Source organism: bacterium (assembly GCA_040754625.1).
Taxonomy (GTDB): Bacteria; JACRDZ01; JAQUKH01; order JAQUKH01; family JAQUKH01; genus JAQUKH01.
The window spans coordinates 1-21,049 of sequence record JBFMCF010000070.1 but is presented as its reverse complement, the minus strand read 5'-3'; the positions used below and the strand labels follow the sequence as shown (position 1 = coordinate 21,049).

24 protein-coding genes are annotated in these 21,049 nt (G+C 36.6%); 18 read left to right on the top strand and 6 right to left on the bottom strand.

Features of this window, described 5'->3' with window-relative positions:
- Positions 1-181: IS1380 family transposase (locus tag AB1498_06440; GenBank protein MEW6087928.1), on the top strand; the 181-nt coding region annotated here is incomplete at its 5' end.
- Positions 124-270, top strand: a complete 147-nt coding sequence (locus AB1498_06435; GenBank protein MEW6087927.1) for a hypothetical protein — start codon at positions 124-126, stop codon at positions 268-270. The genes AB1498_06440 and AB1498_06435, both read left to right, overlap by 58 nt.
- A gap of 109 nt (positions 271-379) precedes the next feature.
- Here the strand turns inward: AB1498_06435 and AB1498_06430 are convergent, their stop codons facing one another.
- Both AB1498_06430 and AB1498_06425 read right to left on the bottom strand, forming a co-directional pair.
- The gene (locus AB1498_06430; protein MEW6087926.1) at positions 380-643 is read right to left on the bottom strand and encodes a hypothetical protein; all 264 of its coding nucleotides are present in this window, start codon (positions 641-643) and stop codon (positions 380-382) included.
- Positions 636-860, bottom strand: coding sequence for a DUF6364 family protein (locus AB1498_06425; GenBank protein MEW6087925.1), 225 nt, complete (start codon positions 858-860; stop codon positions 636-638). Before AB1498_06425 ends, AB1498_06430 begins: the two co-directional genes overlap by 8 nt.
- 174 nt (positions 861-1,034) lie before the next feature.
- On the opposite strand from AB1498_06425, the gene nikR reads away from it, so the two are divergent.
- From nikR to AB1498_06380, 9 genes are all read left to right on the top strand, one after another.
- Positions 1,035-1,451, top strand: coding sequence for a nickel-responsive transcriptional regulator NikR (gene nikR, locus AB1498_06420; GenBank protein ID MEW6087924.1), 417 nt, complete (start codon positions 1,035-1,037; stop codon positions 1,449-1,451).
- 342 nt (positions 1,452-1,793) lie between these two features.
- Positions 1,794-2,567: a transporter gene (locus AB1498_06415; GenBank protein MEW6087923.1), complete on the top strand. Its 774-nt coding sequence runs from the start codon at positions 1,794-1,796 to the stop codon at positions 2,565-2,567.
- 60 nt (positions 2,568-2,627) lie between these two features.
- On the top strand, positions 2,628-3,674 hold the full coding sequence (locus tag AB1498_06410; GenBank protein ID MEW6087922.1) for an energy-coupling factor ABC transporter permease: 1,047 nt from the start codon (positions 2,628-2,630) through the stop codon (positions 3,672-3,674).
- A 177-nt stretch (positions 3,675-3,851) separates the two neighbouring features.
- Entirely contained in the window at positions 3,852-5,702 is a 1,851-nt protein-coding gene (locus tag AB1498_06405; GenBank protein ID MEW6087921.1) for a TonB-dependent receptor, read from the top strand.
- A gap of 29 nt (positions 5,703-5,731) precedes the next feature.
- Positions 5,732-6,523 carry a DUF4198 domain-containing protein gene (locus AB1498_06400; protein MEW6087920.1) on the top strand — a complete coding sequence of 264 codons (792 nt, stop codon included), beginning with the start codon at positions 5,732-5,734 and terminating at the stop codon, positions 6,521-6,523.
- Positions 6,524-6,534: 11 nt separating this feature from the next.
- Entirely contained in the window at positions 6,535-6,957 is a 423-nt protein-coding gene (locus AB1498_06395; GenBank protein ID MEW6087919.1) for a hypothetical protein, read from the top strand.
- A gap of 30 nt (positions 6,958-6,987) precedes the next feature.
- The gene (locus tag AB1498_06390; protein ID MEW6087918.1) at positions 6,988-7,848 is read left to right on the top strand and encodes an energy transducer TonB; all 861 of its coding nucleotides are present in this window, start codon (positions 6,988-6,990) and stop codon (positions 7,846-7,848) included.
- Between the two features lie 23 nt (positions 7,849-7,871).
- The gene (gene cbiQ, locus AB1498_06385) at positions 7,872-8,684 is read left to right on the top strand and encodes a cobalt ECF transporter T component CbiQ (protein ID MEW6087917.1); all 813 of its coding nucleotides are present in this window, start codon (positions 7,872-7,874) and stop codon (positions 8,682-8,684) included.
- A gap of 30 nt (positions 8,685-8,714) precedes the next feature.
- Positions 8,715-9,452 carry an ABC transporter ATP-binding protein gene (locus AB1498_06380; protein ID MEW6087916.1) on the top strand — a complete coding sequence of 246 codons (738 nt, stop codon included), beginning with the start codon at positions 8,715-8,717 and terminating at the stop codon, positions 9,450-9,452.
- Positions 9,453-9,464: 12 nt separating this feature from the next.
- On the opposite strand, the gene AB1498_06375 is transcribed toward AB1498_06380, so the two are convergent.
- A complete protein-coding gene (locus AB1498_06375) occupies positions 9,465-10,415 on the bottom strand; it encodes a hypothetical protein (GenBank protein MEW6087915.1) in 951 nt (316 codons plus the stop codon).
- A gap of 89 nt (positions 10,416-10,504) precedes the next feature.
- Here AB1498_06375 and AB1498_06370 point away from each other — a divergent pair, with 89 nt between their 5' ends.
- Genes AB1498_06370 through AB1498_06340 form a run of 7 tightly spaced genes read left to right on the top strand, consistent with a single transcriptional unit; the run spans position 10,505 to position 17,602 of the window.
- Positions 10,505-11,278: a DUF3108 domain-containing protein gene (locus tag AB1498_06370; protein MEW6087914.1), complete on the top strand. Its 774-nt coding sequence runs from the start codon at positions 10,505-10,507 to the stop codon at positions 11,276-11,278.
- A 47-nt stretch (positions 11,279-11,325) separates the two neighbouring features.
- Positions 11,326-11,976 carry a hypothetical protein gene (locus AB1498_06365; protein MEW6087913.1) on the top strand — a complete coding sequence of 217 codons (651 nt, stop codon included), beginning with the start codon at positions 11,326-11,328 and terminating at the stop codon, positions 11,974-11,976.
- Positions 11,977-11,985: 9 nt separating this feature from the next.
- A complete protein-coding gene (locus tag AB1498_06360) occupies positions 11,986-12,933 on the top strand; it encodes a diguanylate cyclase (GenBank protein ID MEW6087912.1) in 948 nt (315 codons plus the stop codon).
- Entirely contained in the window at positions 12,930-15,236 is a 2,307-nt protein-coding gene (gene hypF, locus AB1498_06355) for a carbamoyltransferase HypF (protein MEW6087911.1), read from the top strand. Before AB1498_06360 ends, hypF begins: the two co-directional genes overlap by 4 nt.
- A 29-nt stretch (positions 15,237-15,265) precedes the next feature.
- Entirely contained in the window at positions 15,266-15,484 is a 219-nt protein-coding gene (locus tag AB1498_06350) for a HypC/HybG/HupF family hydrogenase formation chaperone (GenBank protein ID MEW6087910.1), read from the top strand.
- A complete protein-coding gene (gene hypD / locus AB1498_06345) occupies positions 15,462-16,553 on the top strand; it encodes a hydrogenase formation protein HypD (GenBank protein MEW6087909.1) in 1,092 nt (363 codons plus the stop codon). The genes AB1498_06350 and hypD overlap by 23 nt, the downstream gene beginning before the upstream one ends.
- Positions 16,553-17,602: a CapA family protein gene (locus tag AB1498_06340; protein MEW6087908.1), complete on the top strand. Its 1,050-nt coding sequence runs from the start codon at positions 16,553-16,555 to the stop codon at positions 17,600-17,602. Before hypD ends, AB1498_06340 begins: the two co-directional genes overlap by 1 nt.
- Before the next feature lie 5 nt (positions 17,603-17,607).
- Here the strand turns inward: AB1498_06340 and AB1498_06335 are convergent, their stop codons facing one another.
- From AB1498_06335 to AB1498_06325, 3 genes are read right to left on the bottom strand one after another with little or no spacing between them, the layout of a single operon-like run.
- Complete coding sequence (locus AB1498_06335; GenBank protein ID MEW6087907.1) at positions 17,608-18,156, bottom strand: hypothetical protein; 549 nt, start codon at positions 18,154-18,156, stop codon at positions 17,608-17,610.
- Entirely contained in the window at positions 18,153-19,532 is a 1,380-nt protein-coding gene (locus tag AB1498_06330; protein MEW6087906.1) for a hypothetical protein, read from the bottom strand. Before AB1498_06330 ends, AB1498_06335 begins: the two co-directional genes overlap by 4 nt.
- A 56-nt stretch (positions 19,533-19,588) precedes the next feature.
- On the bottom strand, positions 19,589-20,821 hold the full coding sequence (locus tag AB1498_06325) for a M48 family metallopeptidase (protein MEW6087905.1): 1,233 nt from the start codon (positions 20,819-20,821) through the stop codon (positions 19,589-19,591).
- Between the last annotated feature and the right edge of the window lie 228 nt (positions 20,822-21,049).

Here is a 21,049-nt window from a genome sequence, read left to right as displayed (position 1 = left end):
AGAACGAGGGATTGAAATATTGAAGATGGAGTTCCGGCGTTTTCTGTATACACTGGTTTTATTGCCGGCGCAAATAATCAGGACAGGACGAATGATAGTGTATCGATTGCTCGGCTATAATTCATGGTTAAAAGATTTTTTTGCAGCCTGGGAACGAATCCGGAGAATAGCAGTTACATAAAAAGTTTAAGCGATAAGCTGAAAATAAAAGAAATAGAATCTGAAAACGGGACAGGTGTGTCAATTTTTTATGATTTTGGCCAAAATTAGACTTAAAAAAATATTTTCCCAGTTTAACGAAACAAAAAATAAATTTTATATGGACGAATAGAGCGAAAATAAAGATTTTACATGGCTACCGATTAATTTTAAGTCGCGCTTAAAAAAACTCGCTTGTTTTAGGACTAATATTAATTATTTCCATATTTTCAAATGTCCGAATAATATCTTTTAAAAACAATTCATCTAAATCAAGTTTTGTTTTTCCCGCAACATAAAACTCTTGAACAACTTGCGTTGATATTACTGCTTTGTTTTTAGAAGTATGGGTTTTAAGTATCTCCCTGCAGCGGGATTTTTTCTTCAAATTATAGTTGTCCATACTATAAATAAGTATGTTAGTATCAAAAAACACTTTAGACACGGTAGAGTTCCTTCCTATTCCATTTTTTTCCGCCGGAATTTACTTTCGCTTTATCCATAATCTTGAAACTTTCATCCATCCAGTTATTAGATGATCTTATTGTTAATTGTTTAATCAAACGTCTGATTAATGAATTTAACGAAGTATTATGCCTTTTTGCATATTCTCTGCCTGCCTCTAAAACATCCTCTTCTATTGAAAGAGTTACATTTTTCATATAGCCACCTCCTCGATATTACACATTATATGTGTATATTGATTATGTGTCAACCTAAAAATAAGAATCTATACTTTAAAAAACGGAAGAAAATTCTTTTTGAATGTTTTTTTCTTGACATCGCTTTTATTTGTGTTACAATTTCTATAATCGTAATACTAAAGCGGAGGCAATATGGCCGGCTTGATCCGGTTCGGAATCTCACTGGAAAAAGAATTGTCAGATAAGTTCGACCGTTTAATACGTGAAAAAAAATATACTAACCGGTCGGAGGCAATCAGGGACTTAATACGCGAGGAACTTGTAAAAAAGGAATGGCAGGAAGACAAGGAGGTTGCGGGAGCTATAACCCTTATTTACGATCATCACAAAAGAGAACTGATAAACAAAATCGTTGACGTCCAGCATGATTTTCAGAAGATAATTATTTCCACACAGCATATCCATCTTGACCATCACAATTGCCTGGAAATAATCGCGATAAAAAGCAATCCGAAAGAGGTGCAAAAACTTACTGACACTTTGAAATCAGCAAAAGGCGTCAAGCATGTTTCCTTAAGCATGTCAAGCACGGGGAAAGAACTTATTTGAGGGGATATTTTTTTGTTTATACGGTAGCACGATTATTATAAAAGTAACAAAATAACATAAAGAGAAATAAGAGAGGAGGAGTAAGAGAGAAAAGTCAAATATAATTTTGCTGTTTTCTCCCCTCTTTTTTAAAAGAGGGGATTTAAGGGGAGTTCGGATTGACAGATGAAAGGAGGTGAAACAATGTAAATGAAAAAGTCAAAAAGTAAAATAAAAAAGCAGCCTCGCTATCTTCCGCGAGAAATCCAGCGAGGCCGCCGGAACTTGGCAAACATTGCTCTCCAAGCCCTTTAATAGTATACCACAACAAGGGCTCGGAGAAATAAAAATTGGAGGTATATTATGAGTTTTAAAATGATAAAGAAAAAAATTATTACAATAATTATTGTTTTATTATGGGCCAAATTAGCCTTCGCGGCCCATCCGTTAATTACGGACGATACCGGCATACAAGGGAAAGGCAATTTACAAATTGAAATTAATTCTGAGTTTAGCTCTGATAAAGAAGAAACAGTCGAGGAAACCGGCATTGAAGCAGGAATCGGATTATGTTACGGTATTTCGGATAAAACAGATATCGTCCTGGGATTTCCATATCAATGGAACAAAGTTAAGGAAGATGGCGTGATAACTTCTGATGAAAACGGAATATCCGATATGTCACTTGAAGTAAAACACGCCTTTTATGAAAAAGACGGTTTAAGTTTTGCCTTGAAACCGGGGATCTCCTTTCCAACGGGAAATGATAAAAAAGGACTGGGAGCGGGAAAATCAATATATAGTTTTTTCTTTATTACAACGAAAGAAATGGAATCAGGGGCGTTTCATCTGAATATGGGATATGTAAGAAATGAAAACAAGGCGGACGAAGAGGAAAATATCTGGCATGCATCGCTTGCATCTGAAATAGAAGCGATGCAAAGCCTCAAAGTTGTTGGCAATATCGGCATTGAAAAAAATGCCGACAAAACGAAAGATTCAAATCCTGCCTTTATTTTAGGCGGATTAATTTATTCTTTGAAAGAAAATTTTGATGTAGATTTTGGAGTGAAGTTTGGGCTTAACAGCACGGAAACAGATAATTCAATACTTGCAGGAATAACATTAAGATACTAATGGTTCAAGCCGTTCAAACGGTTTAAACTGTTTAAACGGCTTAAACAAGGAGAAAATACCATGCACATGGCAGACGCTTTATTATCACCAACAGTCGGCATAAGTTTCTGGATGGGAACAATCGCGGTTATTAGTTACTGCGCCAACAAATTAAAAAATGAATTTAATGATAAAATAATCCCATTAATGGGAGTGATGGGAGCTTTCATATTCGCCGGACAAATGATCAATTTTACTATCCCCGCGACAGGTTCAAGCGGACATATCGGAGGCGGATTTTTACTTGCAATCATTCTTGGGCCATGGGCGGCATTTATAACCATTGCCTCAGTACTATTCATCCAGGCATTATTTTTTGCCGACGGGGGACTGCTCGCATTGGGGTGTAATATCTGGAATATGGGTATTTACCCCTGTTTTGTCGCATACCCTGTGATTTATAAACTGTTAGCTGGCGATAGCAGCAATAATAAGAAGATAATGATTAGTTCAATTTTAGGGGTCATCCTCGGGCTGGAACTGGGAGCGTTCAGTGTTGTTCTTGAAACCGTTTTTTCAGGCATAACCGAATTGCCATTTTTGACTTTTACCGGCATGATGCTTCCCATTCATTTGCTCATCGCGGTTGTAGAGGGAATTGTAACCGGCACTATAGTTATTTATGTAAAAAATATTCAGCCCGATTTATTTTACGCTGATAATAAATCAGATAGAACATTTTTAAATATTAAAACTGTTCTTGTAAGTATAAGTGTTCTGGCGCTAATTACAGGCGGTATTTTATCATGGTTTGCGTCTACGCATCCGGACGGACTGGAATGGTCTATGGGAAAGACATCCGGCCGGGAGGAACTGCCCCCAAAAGAAACAGTATTCCATGACAACCTGTCTAAACTCCAGGAGAAAACTGCCTTTCTTCCCGATTATGGTTTTAAAAAACCGGAAACTGCGGAACCTGAAAAAGCCGAACCGGAAAAAGAAGCCTGGCCGGCTGTTTCAGGCGGAACCAGCGTTTCGGGAATCATCGGTGGAATATTTACATTAGGAATAACTGTTTTAATCGGTTTTGTGATAAAGTTTTTTAGAAAAAAAGAAACCAAGGTATAAAAATTTTTTTGTCTTTAGGGTAGCACGATTTTTAAAATAGTATTACGAATTATATAGGAGATAAAAACCTTTATGATAATAAACCCCGTTAGAAATGTTTATGAAAGATCGGTTAATTAAAAGTTTCACAGAGCATCAAAGAAAATGTAGTATTTCTAATGGGGTTAAGGAGGATTGATGAAAATAAAAAGAATGTTGTTTTATTTATTGGTAATGGTCCTTATTGATGGTATGACAAAACATGTTAAAGGCGAGGAAGAAAAGAAACCCAGTTCATTTGATTTGGGTGAGGTAGTAATAACAGGGACTAAAACAGAAAAAATGTTGGCTGATGTGCCTGTCGAGACAAATCTAATCACAAAAAAAGAAATACAAAACTCCAATGCTCAAACAGTATCTGATTTATTAAAATATACACCGGGAATAAGTGCGGGAATGTCCCTGGATTCTGACCGTAGAGGAAATCTTAATTGGAGGACAAGTTTCAGAGGACTGGGATTAGATGCCGGTTACGGTTTAATTCTTATCGATGGCCAGAGAGTAAAAGGCGGCGGTATGGGTGAATATGGATACGGAATAAATCAAATACCACCAGAGATGATTGAACGCATAGAAGTAGTTAAGGGCCCAAGTTCAGTCTTATACGGAAGTGATCCAATAGCTGGTGTAATCAACATTATTACAAAACCTGCACCTGAAAAGAGAATTTTCTCCTGTTTTGGAAGTTACGGAACAAATGATGAGTCTAATGTTGGACTCAACGTGGGAGATAGGTTTGGTAAATTTGGATATATTTTGAGTTATAACCGCGAAATATCTAAAATCGGCAAATATGGCCGTGAAGATAATTATGAAGCAAATTTTTTAAACAACAAACTTAGTTATGAATTCGAAAAAAAGAAAAGATTAAATCTGGGAATAAGTTGGGATAAAAAAGATTGGATTTACAGTAAACAGAACAGCATACGAATAAGTCCGGAATGGTTGACAAAATTTGACGGTGGATCAAGTTTCACTCTTAAGGGTTATTGGTATGACTGGAATTTCCATAATTTTTCTCCTACAAGTACAGAATTAAAAGGAGATATGGTTTATCGTCAGGCAGAATCTCAATATAGCAGACTTCTTTTTGATAAACATATGGGAACCCTTGGTTTAGAATTTTTGGAAGAAAAGATTGATTATAATTTGGTTAAAAAGACAATTGATACACACAGTATATTTCTGCAGGATGATTGGGCCGCCCTAAACAATATGAATTTAACTTTAGGTGCTCGTTTTGATTCACATTCTCAGTTCGGAGAAGAGATCAATCCCCGTCTCTTGGAACTTAGTAATAAAACACGAATTAAAGCTTCGATAGGAAAGAGTTTCAAGTCTCCTACTATCCGCCAGCTATATTATAATGCGCCTTTTAAACATGGCGATTACTATATTAAATCTAATCCCGACTTAAATCCCGAACGCGGAATAGGGTCATCAGTTGGTATGGAACAGGAATTCAGTGATAGATTTCTTTTGAATTTAGGTATTTTCAGAAACGATATCGACGATATGGTAGCAAGTATTGATACAGGTGAAACCTACCTTAATAAACCTCTTAAGAGCTATAAAAATGTTAATAAGGCCTATACGCAGGGAATAGAACTAGAAGTAAAGTCTAATTTTACTCAAGACATTGCTGGTTTTTTATCTTACACATTGTTGGATACCGAGGATAAAGAGAGAAAGAAAGATCTTCCTTATCAGCCTGTTCATACTGCTGGATGTAGACTGGATTATAAAAATAAAAAATATGCTTTTGGAACAAATTTTGGGATGCGGTATATTGGGTCAATGTTTAAAGATAGTGCCAATACTCAAGAGACAGATAATTATTTTGTTGCGGAAATGAAATTTATCAAAGAAATACAGAAATATGCAAAGGTTTCATTAGAAATAGATAACTTGTTTAATACTGATTATGGCGATCCATCTGTAGATAGAGAAGGAAGAACATTTACGGGGAAAATAAATTTGGAATTTTAAATTAAAATTTTAAAAAGGAGGAAAATCAGATGAAAAGAGGTATTATTTCGGTATTGACAATTTTTTTTATGGCATTGACTTTATCAAACGTTCAGGCACATTATCACTGGATTAATGTGGACAATTATAACCCAATGGTTGATGAGGAAATCACAATATCTATAGGTTATGGGCATCAATTTCCAGCGGGAGAAGTGCTTAAAAAAGTTGAGAAGATTGAAAAATTTTATCTTGTTGACCCTGAGGGAAAGATTGTGCACCTTGAGGTTAAAACACAAGGAGAGGGCGAAGATAAACAGGTATCTCCTATAAAGATGAAATCGAAAACAAAAGGAACATATCTTATTGTGTTAGAAAAAAAGCCGGGTTTTGTAAGCAAAACCACAGAGGGTTATAAGTCTCAATCCAAAAAAGGACTGCAGAACGTACTTTCTTCATCATGGTCTGAAGGTTCAGCAAAGACGTTTATTAACGTAGGTGAAACCGCTGGTGAATCCTTTCTAAAAGATATAGGGCAACGTTGTCAAATTATTCCATTGGATAACCCTACTGATTTAAAAGAAGGCGATTATCTGCGATTGAAAACAACTCTTGATGGCAAACCGTACAGCACTTTTGTATACGGCACATATGCAGAGTTTTCAGAAGACAAGGATACATTTGCCTATACTACAAAAACCAATAAAGAAGGTATAGCTAAAATAAAAATTTTGAAAAAAGGAGTATGGCTTATCAAGACAAGTGACACGATACCTTATCCAAACCCTGATGAGGCAGATAGTTACTCTTTCACCAACACTCTGACTTTTAAAATAAAATGAGATCATTTAATTTGATTTCTATAATTATATTTCTTTTCCTTGTGATAAGTAATATCCATGCCCACGAAGTAAACTATGAGATTAGAGAAGGAAATGCTGTGCTGATAAAAGTAGTTTATGGTGATGATGACTCAATGAGTTATGCAAAAGTTAGGATTTTTTCACCTGATAGTGAAATAGAATTCCAGAATGGGAGGACTGACAAAAACGGCTGTTTTGCCTTCTTGCCTGATAAAACGGGTGAATGGAAGATAACTGTTAATGACGAAACAGGCCATGGGATTGGAACGAAACTAAAAGTTAACCAGACTATGAATATAAAAACGATATCTAAAAGATGGCATCGCTGGCAAAAATTAGTCACAGGTATAAGTATTATCTGGGGTTTGACAGGATTATTTCTTTATCTAAAGGTTAGAAGAAAGATTGGTTAAAAGGAGATAAACTGAATCTGGTGAAAGAGAATGTTGAATGACAGGTTTATAAAAACTACATTTATGCTTTCTATTTTGGGACATTGTCTGCTTCTGCTTATACCAAAACTGAATAGTAAAATTTTGCCTAATCAAGGAAAAAACATTGTAATTATGGTTGATCCGGAGATAGATATGTCTGTTTTTAATAATATTGAAACAGAAAAAATTATGCAAAAAGAAAGTAATAAAGAAATAGAAAAAAAATCGAAGATATTTATCCAAGAAGCAATTGAAGAATCCAACCCTTTTGAAAAAGAGCCGGTTGAATTTAACGGACATGAAAAACTTGATATTATAGAAAATCCGGCTCTTTATGACGAAAATATCTTAGAAATAAAAACAATAAAATTAGGGATGGAGGACAATCCCCATCTGGTTTTAGAAGAAATGCCTTCATATTCACATAGCAAGATAGACATGAAAATCCGTATAGGAAAATCAGAAAATGATGAAGAGCCATTTTTCCGAAAAAAAAGTTTGAATGGCCTGGAAAATAAAACATTAATCAGACGATCGGCTGGTGCAGAGGAGGGTTTGGAACCCGCCCCTACTGTTCAAAATGTAATTCACAACTATCAAGGTATAATCAAACAAAAAATAGAAAATTCAAAGACGTATCCTGTCATGGCGCAAAGACATGGAATCGAAGGCAAGATTTTTGTCTATTTTACAATCTCCTCAAATGGCCTTACAGATGATATAAAAATAGTTTCTTCCTCCGGTTCTGAAATCCTTGATAAAGAGGCCATTGCCGCGGTTAAGAGAGCCAGCCCTTTCCCTCCTATTCCAAAGGAATTAAATTGCTCCTGTCTTAATATTAAAGTGGCGATTGTTTTTAGTTTGAGTTAAGGCAAATATGATATAATAAAATAATGTCATTTAATCAATCTGAATTTTTTAATTTAGGCTATCTGGATTATCTGTCTTACAAGGATACTTTTATTCATCGCCTGGATCCGAGGGCGAAACTTATTGCCACCCTCATTTTTATTTTTATGGTCATATCCTTTCCAAAATATGAGATTCCAGGGCTTATTCCGTTTTTCATATTTCCTATTGCCCTAATCTCACTGGCTGATATTCCAATAAATATCATATTAAAAAAATTGATTATCGTTTCCCCTTTTGCCCTGATGGTAGGAATATTTAATCCTATACTGGACAGAAAAATCCTGATTTCACTATTTGGCCTGGGGATTAGCGGCGGATGGATATCCTATTTCTCGATAATAATAAAATTTATTCTGACGATAAGTTCTGTGTTAATCCTTATCGCAACCACTTCTTTTCCAGGTATTTGCATGGCTATGGAAAAATTAGGCCTGCCAAGTATTTTTGTTTTACAGCTTATGTTTATCTACCGTTATATCTTTGTCCTGGGGGAAGAAGTCGTCCGGACAAATAACGCCAGGGAACTTCGTTCTTTTGGAAAAAGAGGTTATGAAATCTTTATTGCTGGCAGCATTCTCGGAAATCTTCTTTTAAAAACCATCGATCGTTCGGAACGGATTTATCAGGCGATGTGCGCCCGCGGTTTTAACGGCAATATTAATCTTTTCAGAAAAAGTAATTTTAAAATGATTGATTTTTTTTATATATTAATCTTAACCGGTATTTTTATTGTGCTGAGATTTTTTCCGGTCAGTCATACACTTGGAAAGATTCTTATAACTTTTCACTTTTAACTTTACACTTTTCACTGGAGCGAAGAGACCATGAGCCATCATATTATCGAAGCAGAAAATATCCATTTTGTATATCCCGATGGAACCAAAGCGGTTAATGGCATATCGTTTAAAATAGTTCACGGCGAATCAGTGGGAATTGTAGGTCCTAATGGCGCGGGTAAATCAACCTTGATTTTGCAGTTAAACGGTTTTTTTCTGCCCAGTTCCGGACATCTGAACATAGGGGGAACACCCGTCAATAAAAATACAAAAACAGAAATCAGGCGGCACGTCGGACTAGTATTTCAGGATCCTGATGACCAGTTGTTTATGCCTACCGTTTTTGATGATGTAGCATTTGGTCCTTTGAATTTGGGATTGTCCCCGGAGATAGTTGAGCAAAGAGTCAACAAGTCTTTATCTACGGTAGGTTGCATGGAATTAAAGCAAAAACCTTCTCACCATCTTTCCATGGGGCAAAAACGGGCTGTTTCAATTGCTACTGTTTTATCTATGGAACCTGATATCCTGGTCATGGATGAACCAACATCATTTCTTGACCATTATTCCCGCAGGCACTTGATCAATCTCCTAAAAAAATTCACCCATACAAAAATTATTGTATCCCACGACCTGGATTTAGTCCTGGATGTGTGTGAAAGATGTATAATGTTAAACGATGGGAAAATCCAGGCGGACGGGGTAACAAAAGATATACTTTTAAACAAAACCCTTTTAGAAAAAAATAAGCTTGAGCTTCCTCTTTCCCTGCAAAAAACCCAATAGAACTGAATCATATTATTTAATGCTTACATCCATCTCTATCGTATCCCCCTCAACATTGTAAATAATAAAGTAAATATCCTCGGTTTCCGGCTTTAGGATATCTATTTCTTCCGCAAATATTTCAGGTGTGGTATAAATAACAAAAGAAATTGGGCTTGTTACGTCCTGCGGGTTTTCTTCTTCCGAAGATACATACATTGAATTTTCCAATATTACTTCCCTTGCAGTCTTGATATCATCGCTTGATATGTCTGAGGAAAAAATCAACCGGATTATTTTTGGTTTTAAGGAATAACCCTGCTGTGTAAGCCTGTATTTTAATTTTCCTAAATTAATCTTGGATTTGACAGAAACATAGTCATAAACGTTCTCAAATTTACTCCCCTCAAAAATAATATCCCGGTATATATCAAGTACATCTTTTTCTTCCGGGTTAAGAACAGGTTTCTCCCTGGATTTCAAATCATATCTTTTAAACCAATTGATATCTAAATTCAGGAAGAATATCGCCTCTGAAAGAATTTGATACAAAAGAAATTCTTCAACTGACTCCTGTTTGGTGTTCCCGCGGGTACGGTATGCATTAAACTCTTTATAAAAATCATAATATTCACTCTTTTCTTTCTTTATTTTTTCGCGTAATTTAGCTTCTTCAGCCGTATTTGAAAAAACGCTGTATCCCTCCCTCACATCTTCAACTTGCATCAAAATAAAGGCTACAAAGCTGTTTTTGATACGAAATTTTGTTATTTCACAGATGGCCACCGGGGTTTTCTTCTGGTCATATATTCCAAATAACATGCCTTTTTCTATACCCTGAATATTGTCAAACCCAATATAAACATATTCACCTTCTATCGTTTCAACTGTTCCTTTTATATAGTTGCTTTCCTGTGCATGATATAACCGCAAAAAAACAAAAATATAAATAAGTACCGCTTTAAGAAATTCCCTTTTTTTCATAGTTGTTGCATTAAAATTAATATTTAATTTATTATCGCTCTTAGTCGATAAAAAGTCAATAGCAGAAAATATTAATTAATCATTTATTTATGAATAAAAAGATATCGGTTTTTTTATTTATCTTGGCTGTCTTTGTTCTTTTGCCTGTGTTTCATACAAAGGGCGACAAGATATCCGTTGGTGAAAAATTTACCTATAAGGTAAAATGGGGCAGTATTCCTGTTGCTTCCTCAGAATTAATTGTTTTAGATACAGCCGAGGTCCAAAATCAATTGACGTATCACGTAATGAACAGGGTATGGACTGAAGGTGTCCTCGCGGTTTTTTTTAAAGTGGAAAATACCGTTGAATCATTTATCGATGTTAACAGTTTGTTTACATGGCGATATGTAAAAAACATAAAAGAAGGCCGTTACAGGGATAACCTGGTTGTAGATTTTGATCAGATAAACCATATTGCAATAAAACAAGATACTACTTTTGCAATACCGGAAAATGTCCAGGACCCGCTTTCTATTTTGTGGTATTTCAAAAAATTAGATATCAAGGAAGGCGATGTCATGGATTTTTCATATTGTGACGGTAAAAAAAATGAAACTATCCAGATTCGGGTTTTAAAAAAGGAAAAGCTTTCAACCCCGGCAGGTGAATTTATGACTGACGTAATTGAATTCTCTGTTGGGAAAAAAGAACGGAAATATCTAAAGAAGGATATCCGGTTAAAAGTGTGGTTTAGCGACGATGAAATGAGAATGCCTGTTTTTATCCAGGCAAATTCTCCCGTAGGCACAATCACAGGGGTCCTCACAGGCTCAAATAAGGTAAACTTCGGTAACCAAAAAAATTCTGAAAACACGAAATGAACTATGGACTTTTTTAATTTAAAAGAGTAAAATTAATTATAAATCATATGTGTAAAAAAATCTTTACTTTCATCTTTATCTTTATTATGTCATTCCCCGCTGTATCTTTCTGCATCGTCCCCACCTTTACGCTGGAAGAACCTGTAGAATGGCAATATGTAAAACACCCATATATAAATAATAAATTTTTACTTGAAGAAGCCGACAACCAGTCCCGCTGGCATTTCGAAGCCCTGGCAAGCTTTCATTACCAGTCATCCTCACTTAACGGTATAAATTTTAATTTTAAGGTTAAACACCAGGCCTTTGTTGGCACCGAATTTAACTATGTTAATCTTAAAAAGGAGGAAAATAACTTAATTATCAAATATAAACTATACTCATTTTATTACATACCTATAACTATCCCTTCCCAGTACAGCACATTTGAACTCAAGCTGGGTTTAAAACATCTGGAGCGGGAGGAAATAACTTCTGGATATACTTTTGGTTTTAATTACCATTTATTGCCTAAAAAACCTGTTACTTTTAGCCTTTCTATGGAACATGTTTATCTTGATGAGCGCCCATTTTATGACTTTGACTGGACATCCGGTTTTTACTGGAAAAAAATAAATTTTTTCGTGGGATACCGTTATCTAAGGACAAAAGCTTTTTCTTTAAACGGAAGTCACGCGGGAATAAAGTATAATTTTTAAGGGGGATTCATGGGAAAAAGGGAGTTTACCGAGTCAGACATAATTAATATCTTAGTCGTTAAAAATAGGGACATAACATTAAAGCTTTTAAAAAAATTATTGCCCGGGAAAAGATATAATTTTGAAATAGCTAAAAACCATAATGAAGCTATAAAAAAAGTTTCCAAAGGAAAATATGAAATTGTTGTTACGGAATTCAAGTTTGGGGGTGAAAAAGATATTGAACTGATAAAACGGTTAAAAGATACAAAATCACAGCTCTGCCTGCTTGTCACTACCGGTTTTTCCTCCATTAAAGATGCGTTAGACTCTTTGAAAGCCGGCGCATATGATTATATACCTGTTCCGTTTGATGAAGAAGCCGCAAAGATAATACTGAATAAGGCGGTTGAACGGCAGCAGCTCTATAAAGAAAAGGAAAAATATAAGGAACTCTCCAACCTGGACAGCCTGACCGGCCTTTTTAACCACCGGCATTTTCATGAACTTTTGGAAAACGAAATTAAACGAAGCAAAAGATACCTGAATAAATTTTCCCTTCTAATGATTGATATTGATAATTTTAAACATTTTAACGATACATATGGCCATTTTGAAGGTGATTTAATTTTAAAAAGCATTTCCAGCTTTTTCCTGGGAAATGTCCGCGATATTGACCATGTATGCAGGTATGGAGGGGAGGAATTTGCTATTATTCTCCCTGAAACTAATAAAAACGGCGCGCTGGTTTTGGCTCACCGCCTCCGTTTGTTAATTCCCATATCTATCAGTAAATCCAGCTTATTAAAATGTCATGTCGAACCTACTATAAGCATTGGATTGTGCTGTTACCCGGGGGACTCTATGGTCAAGGATGAATTGATTCAAAAGGCCGACCTTGCGCTTTACCAGGCCAAACATCTTGGGAAAAACAGGGTTTGCACCTTCATGCCGGAGTTAATAAAAACTAAAAAATGACAAGATTGCGCCTTACCGTTTATGGACGTGTCCAGGGTGTAGGTTTCCGGCCGGCGATTTACCGCGCGGCAAAAAGACTAAATCTAAAAGGATGGATAAAAAATACTCCCCACGGGGTCTCCCTGGACATTGAAGGAAACGGCCCCGCCCTCAATTATTTCATAAAAAATGTAAAATACTTTTCTCCACCGCAGGCAATAATTAAAAATATTTCAATCAAAGAATTTCCCGTAAAAAACTACTCTTCCTTAAATATTTTAAAAAGCAACAACCTGGGTAAAAACTATATCCTGCTCCCCCCTGATATAAGCACGTGTGATCACTGTAAAAAAGAACTGTTTAAAAACAACAACCGGCGATTTCTTTATCCGTTTACGAACTGTACTAATTGCGGTCCCCGTTTTAGTATAACACATAATGTTCCTTATGACCGGATTAATACAACTATGTCTGGTTTTAAAATGTGCGGGGGCTGCCAAAAAGAATTTGATAACCCGGTGAACCGGAGATTTCATGCCCAGCCTAATGCCTGTGCCGCGTGCGGGCCGAAACTATATCTTACAGACCCTGTTAAAAAAGAAATTATTTGCCCTGACCCTGTTAAAAAAACAATAGAATTTCTTAAAAAAGGTAAAATTATTGCGATAAAGGGTATCGGGGGATTTCATCTTTGCTGTAATGCCTTAAACACAAAGGCCGTATCCAACCTGAGGGACAGAAAAAAGAGACCTGATAAACCATTTGCTGTTATGGTCCCTGATTTGAACACAGCAGAAAAAATTTGTTTTATCAATAAAGCGGAAAAAAATATTTTACTCTCGCCGGAAAAACCAATCGTTCTTTTGAGAAAAAAAGAAAACATAAAAGTCCCGGAAATAGTGGCGCCCCAGAATAAATATTTAGGGATAATTCTTCCCTATACACCCCTGCATTACCTGCTGTTTTATCCTACCGGGGCGGATAATTTTCATGCTTTAGTAATGACAAGCGGGAACATAACTGATGAACCTGTCAGCAGGACAAATTCTGACGCCTATAATCAACTGGGGGAAATCGCTGATTATTTTTTAATTCACAACCGCGAAATAAATAACAGGTGCGATGATTCAATAACTTTTTACGCGGGAAATAGTATCAGGATAAGCCGCAGGGCAAGGGGTTATGTCCCCAATGCCTTTGAAGTTCCCTCCTCTAAGAAAAATATGGAAATTTTGGCCTGCGGCGCGGACATAAAAAGCAGTTTCGCGCTTTTCACGAAAGGGAGGGCGTTTTTATCCCAATACATCGGAGAATTAAATGATAAAAACACCCTTAAATTTTTTGAAGAAGCCTTTTCCCGTCTCGTCCAATTATCAGGTGCCAGGCCAAAAACAGTCTTGCATGACCTTCATCCCGATTATCTTAGTACTAATTTTGCCAGACAATACGCCATAAACAAACATTTAAAATCTTATGGTGTCCAGCACCACCAGGCCCATATCGCGAGCGTCGCCGCGGAAGAAAACCTGAAACCTCCCTTCATCGGTGTGGCCTTTGACGGGACGGGTTATGGTCTTGACGGGAATATCTGGGGTGGAGAATTTTTTATATTCACAAAAAATAAAATCTTAAGAACAGCGCACCTGGATTATTTCTCGCTGCCAGGGGGGGACACCGCTGTGAAAGAAATATGGCGGGCCGCGTACGCTCTGATGGATTATAATAATCCCGGCTTTATTGATAAGAACAACATATCCAAATTGAAAATCATCAAAAAAATGGCAGAAAGAAATATTAACGCGCCGTTAATATCGAGCATGGGAAGATTTTTTGACGCGGCCGCGTGCACACTGGGGTTGAGAAATGAAATAAGCTACGAGGCCCAGGCCGCTATTGAACTGGAATCATTGTGTAAAAACAAACCAAAACAACACTATCCATTATTTCTGAAAAAAGCAAGGGCATCCGGCCCGTTTGATTCATCAGAAAAGATAATAATTGAGCCAAAACAAATCTTGTCTTGCCTTTTAGCGGACAAAGAAAAAGGGGCCTCAAAAGAAAAAATAGCTGAAAAGTTTCATTTGACGATAATAAAACTCATATCCGAAATCTGTGAAATCCTCGCGCAGACTTACGGAACAGATAAAATCCTCTTAAGCGGCGGAGTATTTCAAAACAAGGTTTTAGTTGACTGGCTGGCCGAGGAATTTGAAAATAAAAAACTTAAAATATATTTTAATAAATTGGTACCGGCTAACGATGGCGGGATAAGCCTCGGTCAAATATGGCTTTATCTTAATTATGTTGCAAATAAAAACATCTGACTATAAAATAACCGGAGGAGTGAAGTGATATGTGTTTAGCAATCCCCGCAAAAATTTTAAAAATTGAAAAATCATCCGCCCTTGCTGATTTCAGCGGCGTAACAAGGAAAATTGCGTTAGACCTCCTGCCTGACGCAAAAACGGGAGATTATGTTTTAGTCCACGCCGGATTTGCCATAAACAAATTAGATAAAAAAGAGGCTGTTAAAACCCTAAGGTTAATTCATGAACTCCCTGAATTTAGATAAATTCCGGAATCCGGAGCTAATAAAAAAAATCGTAAATAATATTCATCGGCTTGCTGATAAACCCGTCAATATAATGGAGGTGTGCGGCACACATACTATGGCTATAGCGAAATTTGGCATACGCGGCCTTCTGCCTTCATCAATCAACCTGATTTCCGGGCCGGGTTGTCCGGTTTGCGTCACCCCGGTTGAAAATATCGACACGATTATCGAAATTTCCAAAATCACAAATACAATTCTTGTAAGTTTCGGGGATATGCTAAAAGTCCCCGGCTCAAAATCCACCCTGGAAAAAGCGCGAGGAGAAGGCGGCGATATCAGGATTATTTATTCCCCTCTTGAACTTCTGGAGCTTGCTGAAACTAATCCCGGGAAAAATATTGTTTTCGCCGGAGTCGGGTTTGAAACTACTTCACCGACTATTGCCGCTATTGTTATCCGGGCAAAAAAAGAAAAAATCAAAAATTTATTTATCCTCACGGCATTTAAAGTTATTCCGCCCGCGCTAAAATTTATTGCGGCGCAGAAAACATTGAATATCAACGGATTTCTTCTGCCGGGGCATGTAAGCGCGATAATCGGGAGCGGGCCTTATGAATTTTTATCCGAAGAACACGGGATTTCGGGCGTTATCAGCGGTTTTGAGCCTGTTGATATACTGTATTCCATTTATCTTATTTTAAAACAGGTAAAAACAAACCACCCCAAAATAGAAATCCAGTACAGCCGCACAATAAGGCCGGAAGGCAATACCAAAGCGCGGGTATTATTAAACGAAGTATTTGAAGATTCCACCTCTATGTGGAGGGCCATTGGAGAGATTCCCGGTTCCGGGTTAATATTCAACAAGGATTATTATGAGTTTTCCAGCCAGGCAAGGTTCAACATTAAAACAGGCAAATCAAAAGGACCGAAAAACTGCCTTTGCGGGAAAATATTGATGGGGTTAAAAACACCAAAGGAATGCCTCCTTTTCGGAAACATATGCACACCCCAAAATGCGATCGGCCCCTGCATGGTTTCAAGCGAGGGAACATGCGCGGCGTATTATAAATATCAAATCGGATAATGAAAATTAATTTCAAGGTATTTTTTTTCAGCGTTTTTTTTGTAACAATTATTTCCTGCATTATTTTTCTTCACAGAGCAAAGGCAGAAAATAATAAACCGGAAGTAACCCTCCTTGCGGCCGGGGACATATTGTTTGATTCTGAAATAGAAGACATCATAAAATCCAAAGGGGGAAGAAATATATTTGAGAAAGTCGCGCCTATACTTAAACAGGGGGACATCGTCTTTGGAAACCTCGAATCCATGATGGGGACGAAAAAAGGCGTTCCAATTTATAAAGATCTGAAACCTTATAATTTTTTGGCCTCTTTGGACAGGCATAAAATTTTAAAAGAAAATGGTTTCAATGTGTTAAACCTCGCGAACAATCACACCATGGATTACGGGCCCGGACCTATCAGGGAAACCCGCCAGCTTCTTTTAAAGGAAGGAATGCATTTTTTTGGAGCGGGACAAAATTTAAATGAAGCCAGAGGTCCTGCGATAATAATTATCAAAGGGATTAAATTCGCGTTCCTTGGTTACAGCAAAACTTATCCCCAGGATGGTTACGCCTCGGAAAATAAGGCAGGCATCGCCCCTATTAATTTAGATTATATCCGGGAGGACATAAAAAATATTCGCGGGAAATCGGATTTTGTCATAGTTTCCATACACTGGGGAACGGAATATAAATTTATGCCGGATGAAAGACAAAAAGAAATCGCCCATAAAACAATCGATTCCGGGGCAGACATGATTTTAGGGCATCACCCCCATGTCCTGCAGGGAATAGAAATATATAAAAATAAATTTATTATTTACAGCCTCGGGAACTTTCTTTTCGACCAGGAAAATTACTGGAAGGACAAAAGCATAATCTTATCCTGCAACTTCAGCAAAGACAGGTTGAAATCCATTAAGATTATACCTATCGACCGTTATGAAAAATACCTGCCAAAACCTGCCGAGGGTAATGAAAAAAACATAATTTTAAATAAAATAAAACAAATTTCCCTGCCGTTAAATTCCGGCACAGATATCTTTAAAAATTCAGGTTTGTTTTAAAGTTATTATTTGCCAGTTTCCTTTTGAGACGGATTTTCACTTTGAGTGTTATCAATAATTTTTTTATTTGTGACTTTCCCGGATTCAATTACCAGGATAATATCTCTTTCATATATTGAATCATAATCTAAATTTACGTATTTAATTATATTCCCGTCCGGGATTCGAAGTTCCCCGGAAAACCAGTCTGCTTTTACCCTTCCCTCACGGCATTTCTCACCAAAAAGTTCTTTCAAATCCACCCTTCTGCAATCGGACGTTTTTGCATATTTCGAACCACCTGTCCATGCTTCAATCCCACGAAGGTATAGTGTATCTTCTCTAATCTCCCAATAAGCAACATAGCCCCTCCAATTATTCTTACTTAAATAATTATACGCTTTTTCTCTAAAATACGGCCTGTTTCCTTCTTTGGCATACAGGGGCTCTAATGGATTGCTGAAAAGTTCAAACACCTTATTGTCATACAATATTACATCCGGGGCCTGTGCCGCCAAAAGGACAAACAGCGGAAAAAATAAAAAGATAAATACCATTATAAAAAATTTTTTCATTTTAACCATATCTTGATGTCGTTTACAATAAAAGCCTCGTCAATATTCCCCTTTTCTCTATTGTGGATTAAATCAATTTCAATTTGCGCCTTTCCAGTGGAAAAAGAAAATTTCGGGCCTGTTTCATTATCAAACTTTCCTTGTTCATTATCCGGTGACTTATAAGGAATAACGGCCTGGGTAACTTTTTTAACAGCTTCTATGGGCAGGTTTATGACTTTTTGGGTAACATCTATAGTTTTTTCTGGTAAACCGGCGGCTATTTCTAATCCCTTTGCAGGTATTGATGATACCGGAGGGGTTATCCCTGTAGTTTCCGGCAGCGCAGCAGTTGTATTAAAAGTTTTTTGTGGAACAGTGTCCGATGATTCATAAACAACAGGTTTGTTTGCATCTATTCCAGCCGCTTCTTGTATTTCTGGGTGAACAGCAGCGGTTTTAGACCCAGTATCTGCTTTAGAGGGAACGATCACCTGAGCAACTTTTTTAACAGCCTCTATGGGCAGGTTTATGACTTTTTGGGTAACATCCAGGGTTTTTACCGGCAAGCTGCTGATTACCCCTTTTGTTGTCAGTCCTTCATCTCTCAAAATTTTTTTAACCTCGGCAAGGTTCATATTTTTTATAATTCCATTGCTTAATTTCCATTCTAAATTATCAAAGTTATCATGTGTCTGTATATACTGATATACTTCATACTCGGAGGAAACTGTGTATACCCCTGCAAGTTTTGTTTTTTCAAATAGAAAAACATATTTTTTCCCATACCTCATTTCCCTGCCTGTTTTTCCCAGTTCCCTGCATCCCAATGGCGGGCCAAACCGCGCTTTAAACTCATCTTCTGTCGTTCCATAAACTATTCCAAATATACTCTTATCCGGGTCAATAACCGCTGTCAGCATGGATTTTTTTTCAGCAGCGGATGTTTTTTTTGTATTATCAATTATTATAGTTTTAGTAATTTCCCCATTTTCCAAAGAGACAGCAATATTTTTTTCAAATATACATAAATTATTAATCTGCTGAAACACCTTACCGTCCGGTATGTGCAATTCCCCTGCAAACCACTCGGCTTTGACTTTTCCATCGCGGTACTTTCCACCAAAAAGTTCTTTCAAATCCGCTTTTTTGCGGCTTAAGGATGAATCAAAAGCTGAATTACGGATTCCCAGGAGATATAACGCATCTTCTTTAATTTCCCAGATAGTACCATATTCACACCAATCGCTGTTGCCGGTTTTAACATATAAAGGTTCTAATAAATTACAGCCCAGGCTAAAAACCTTGTTGTTATATAAAATTTTATTCTTTATCTCGGTTTTCGCGATTGTTGCGGTAAATAAAAAAAATATTGTAAATATAATAATCTTTTTCATTGATATTTCTTATAAATTTTATATTTTAAACTATTTTTTACAGCTTGTCGAGTATGTTATTTTTGCTTAATATGCGCAATCCTCTTGAGAAGTGGGGGATGGGAAAAATGCAGAAAAACATAAAATGGGTGCGGTGTGAGGTTGGCTAAATTAGTAACCGCTAATTTTTTTAATGCATCAACAAAGGATTCCGGGGAATTGGTTGTTTCAACGGCAAACCTGTCAGCCTCATATTCATTGCTCCTAGAAAAAACCTGGGTTAACACAGATAAAATAAATGACATAGGTGTATATAACATCCCAAAAAAAAGCAATCCGGCATAGATTGACATGTTTTCCATAAAAAAGGCGTTAAATATCCCTTCCCTGCTTATGAAAAAAGACAATAAATAAAAAAATAACCCCACTTGTAATATATTTATTATCATTCCCTTAATAATGTGTTTTTTCTTATAATGGCCAATCTCATGCGCCAGAATGGAAACTAATTCTTTATTAGGGTGTTTTTCTATTAAAGTATCAAACAGTACAATGCGTTTATTCTTGCCAAACCCTGTAAAAAAAGCGTTTGATTTTGCCGAACGCTTAGAACCATCCATCGTGAAAATACCTTTTAACGGGAATTTAACGGAACCGGCATAATCTAAAATAGCTGATTTCAGCTCGCCTTCTTTAAGCGGTGTAAATTTATTAAAAAGCGGCATAATCCATGTCGGCACGACAAATTGAAGGACAATAATAAATACATCTGCTGCTGCCCATCCGTACAGCCATGCTAATGAACCTGCCAATTCAAAAAATGCCAAAACCCCGGCTAAAATTAGCCCCCCTATCAGCGCTGATAAAACAATCATTTTAACATTATCCTCAATGAATGTCCTGGCAGTTGTTTTATTAAATCCAAATTTCTCTTCAATAACAAATGTGGAATAAATATTAAACGGCAGTGAGCAAACAAATTTAATAAACATTAATATACCGAAATAAAAAAGCCCGTTTATTATGGGATGATAGTTACCGCCTCTAAGCCACATATCAAGCCGGTTGAAACCGCCTAAAAACCAAAAAACCAGTAAAGTAATTAAATCAAAAAAGGACTCAATCATATCAAATTTGGTATGGGTTCTGGTGTATTCCTGAGAGCGTTTGTATTCTCTAGAATCATAAACACCCTCAAATTCTATTGGAAGTTCAGGCGACAGGGCGTTCAGGTTTAACAATTGAGAAATTGTCTCCAAAAAATATATCCCGGCAAGCGCAATTAAAATAATATAAAAATAGGCGTTCATTTCACTTTTTCATTAAATCCAAATGGAGAATAAAGTTCTAAAAAACGGTGAATTAATAGACATGTTACTACTATTATTGAATATGTCAAGTATTTAATCCTTGAGAAGTATCCCCAAAATTTCAGCGTCAAAATAAAGCCGTTTGATAAATCAAATTATTTGTTTGGCCTGTTTTATTGAAAACTATGCCTGAATACTTTGCAAATATTTCTTTTATTCCGTCAGCAA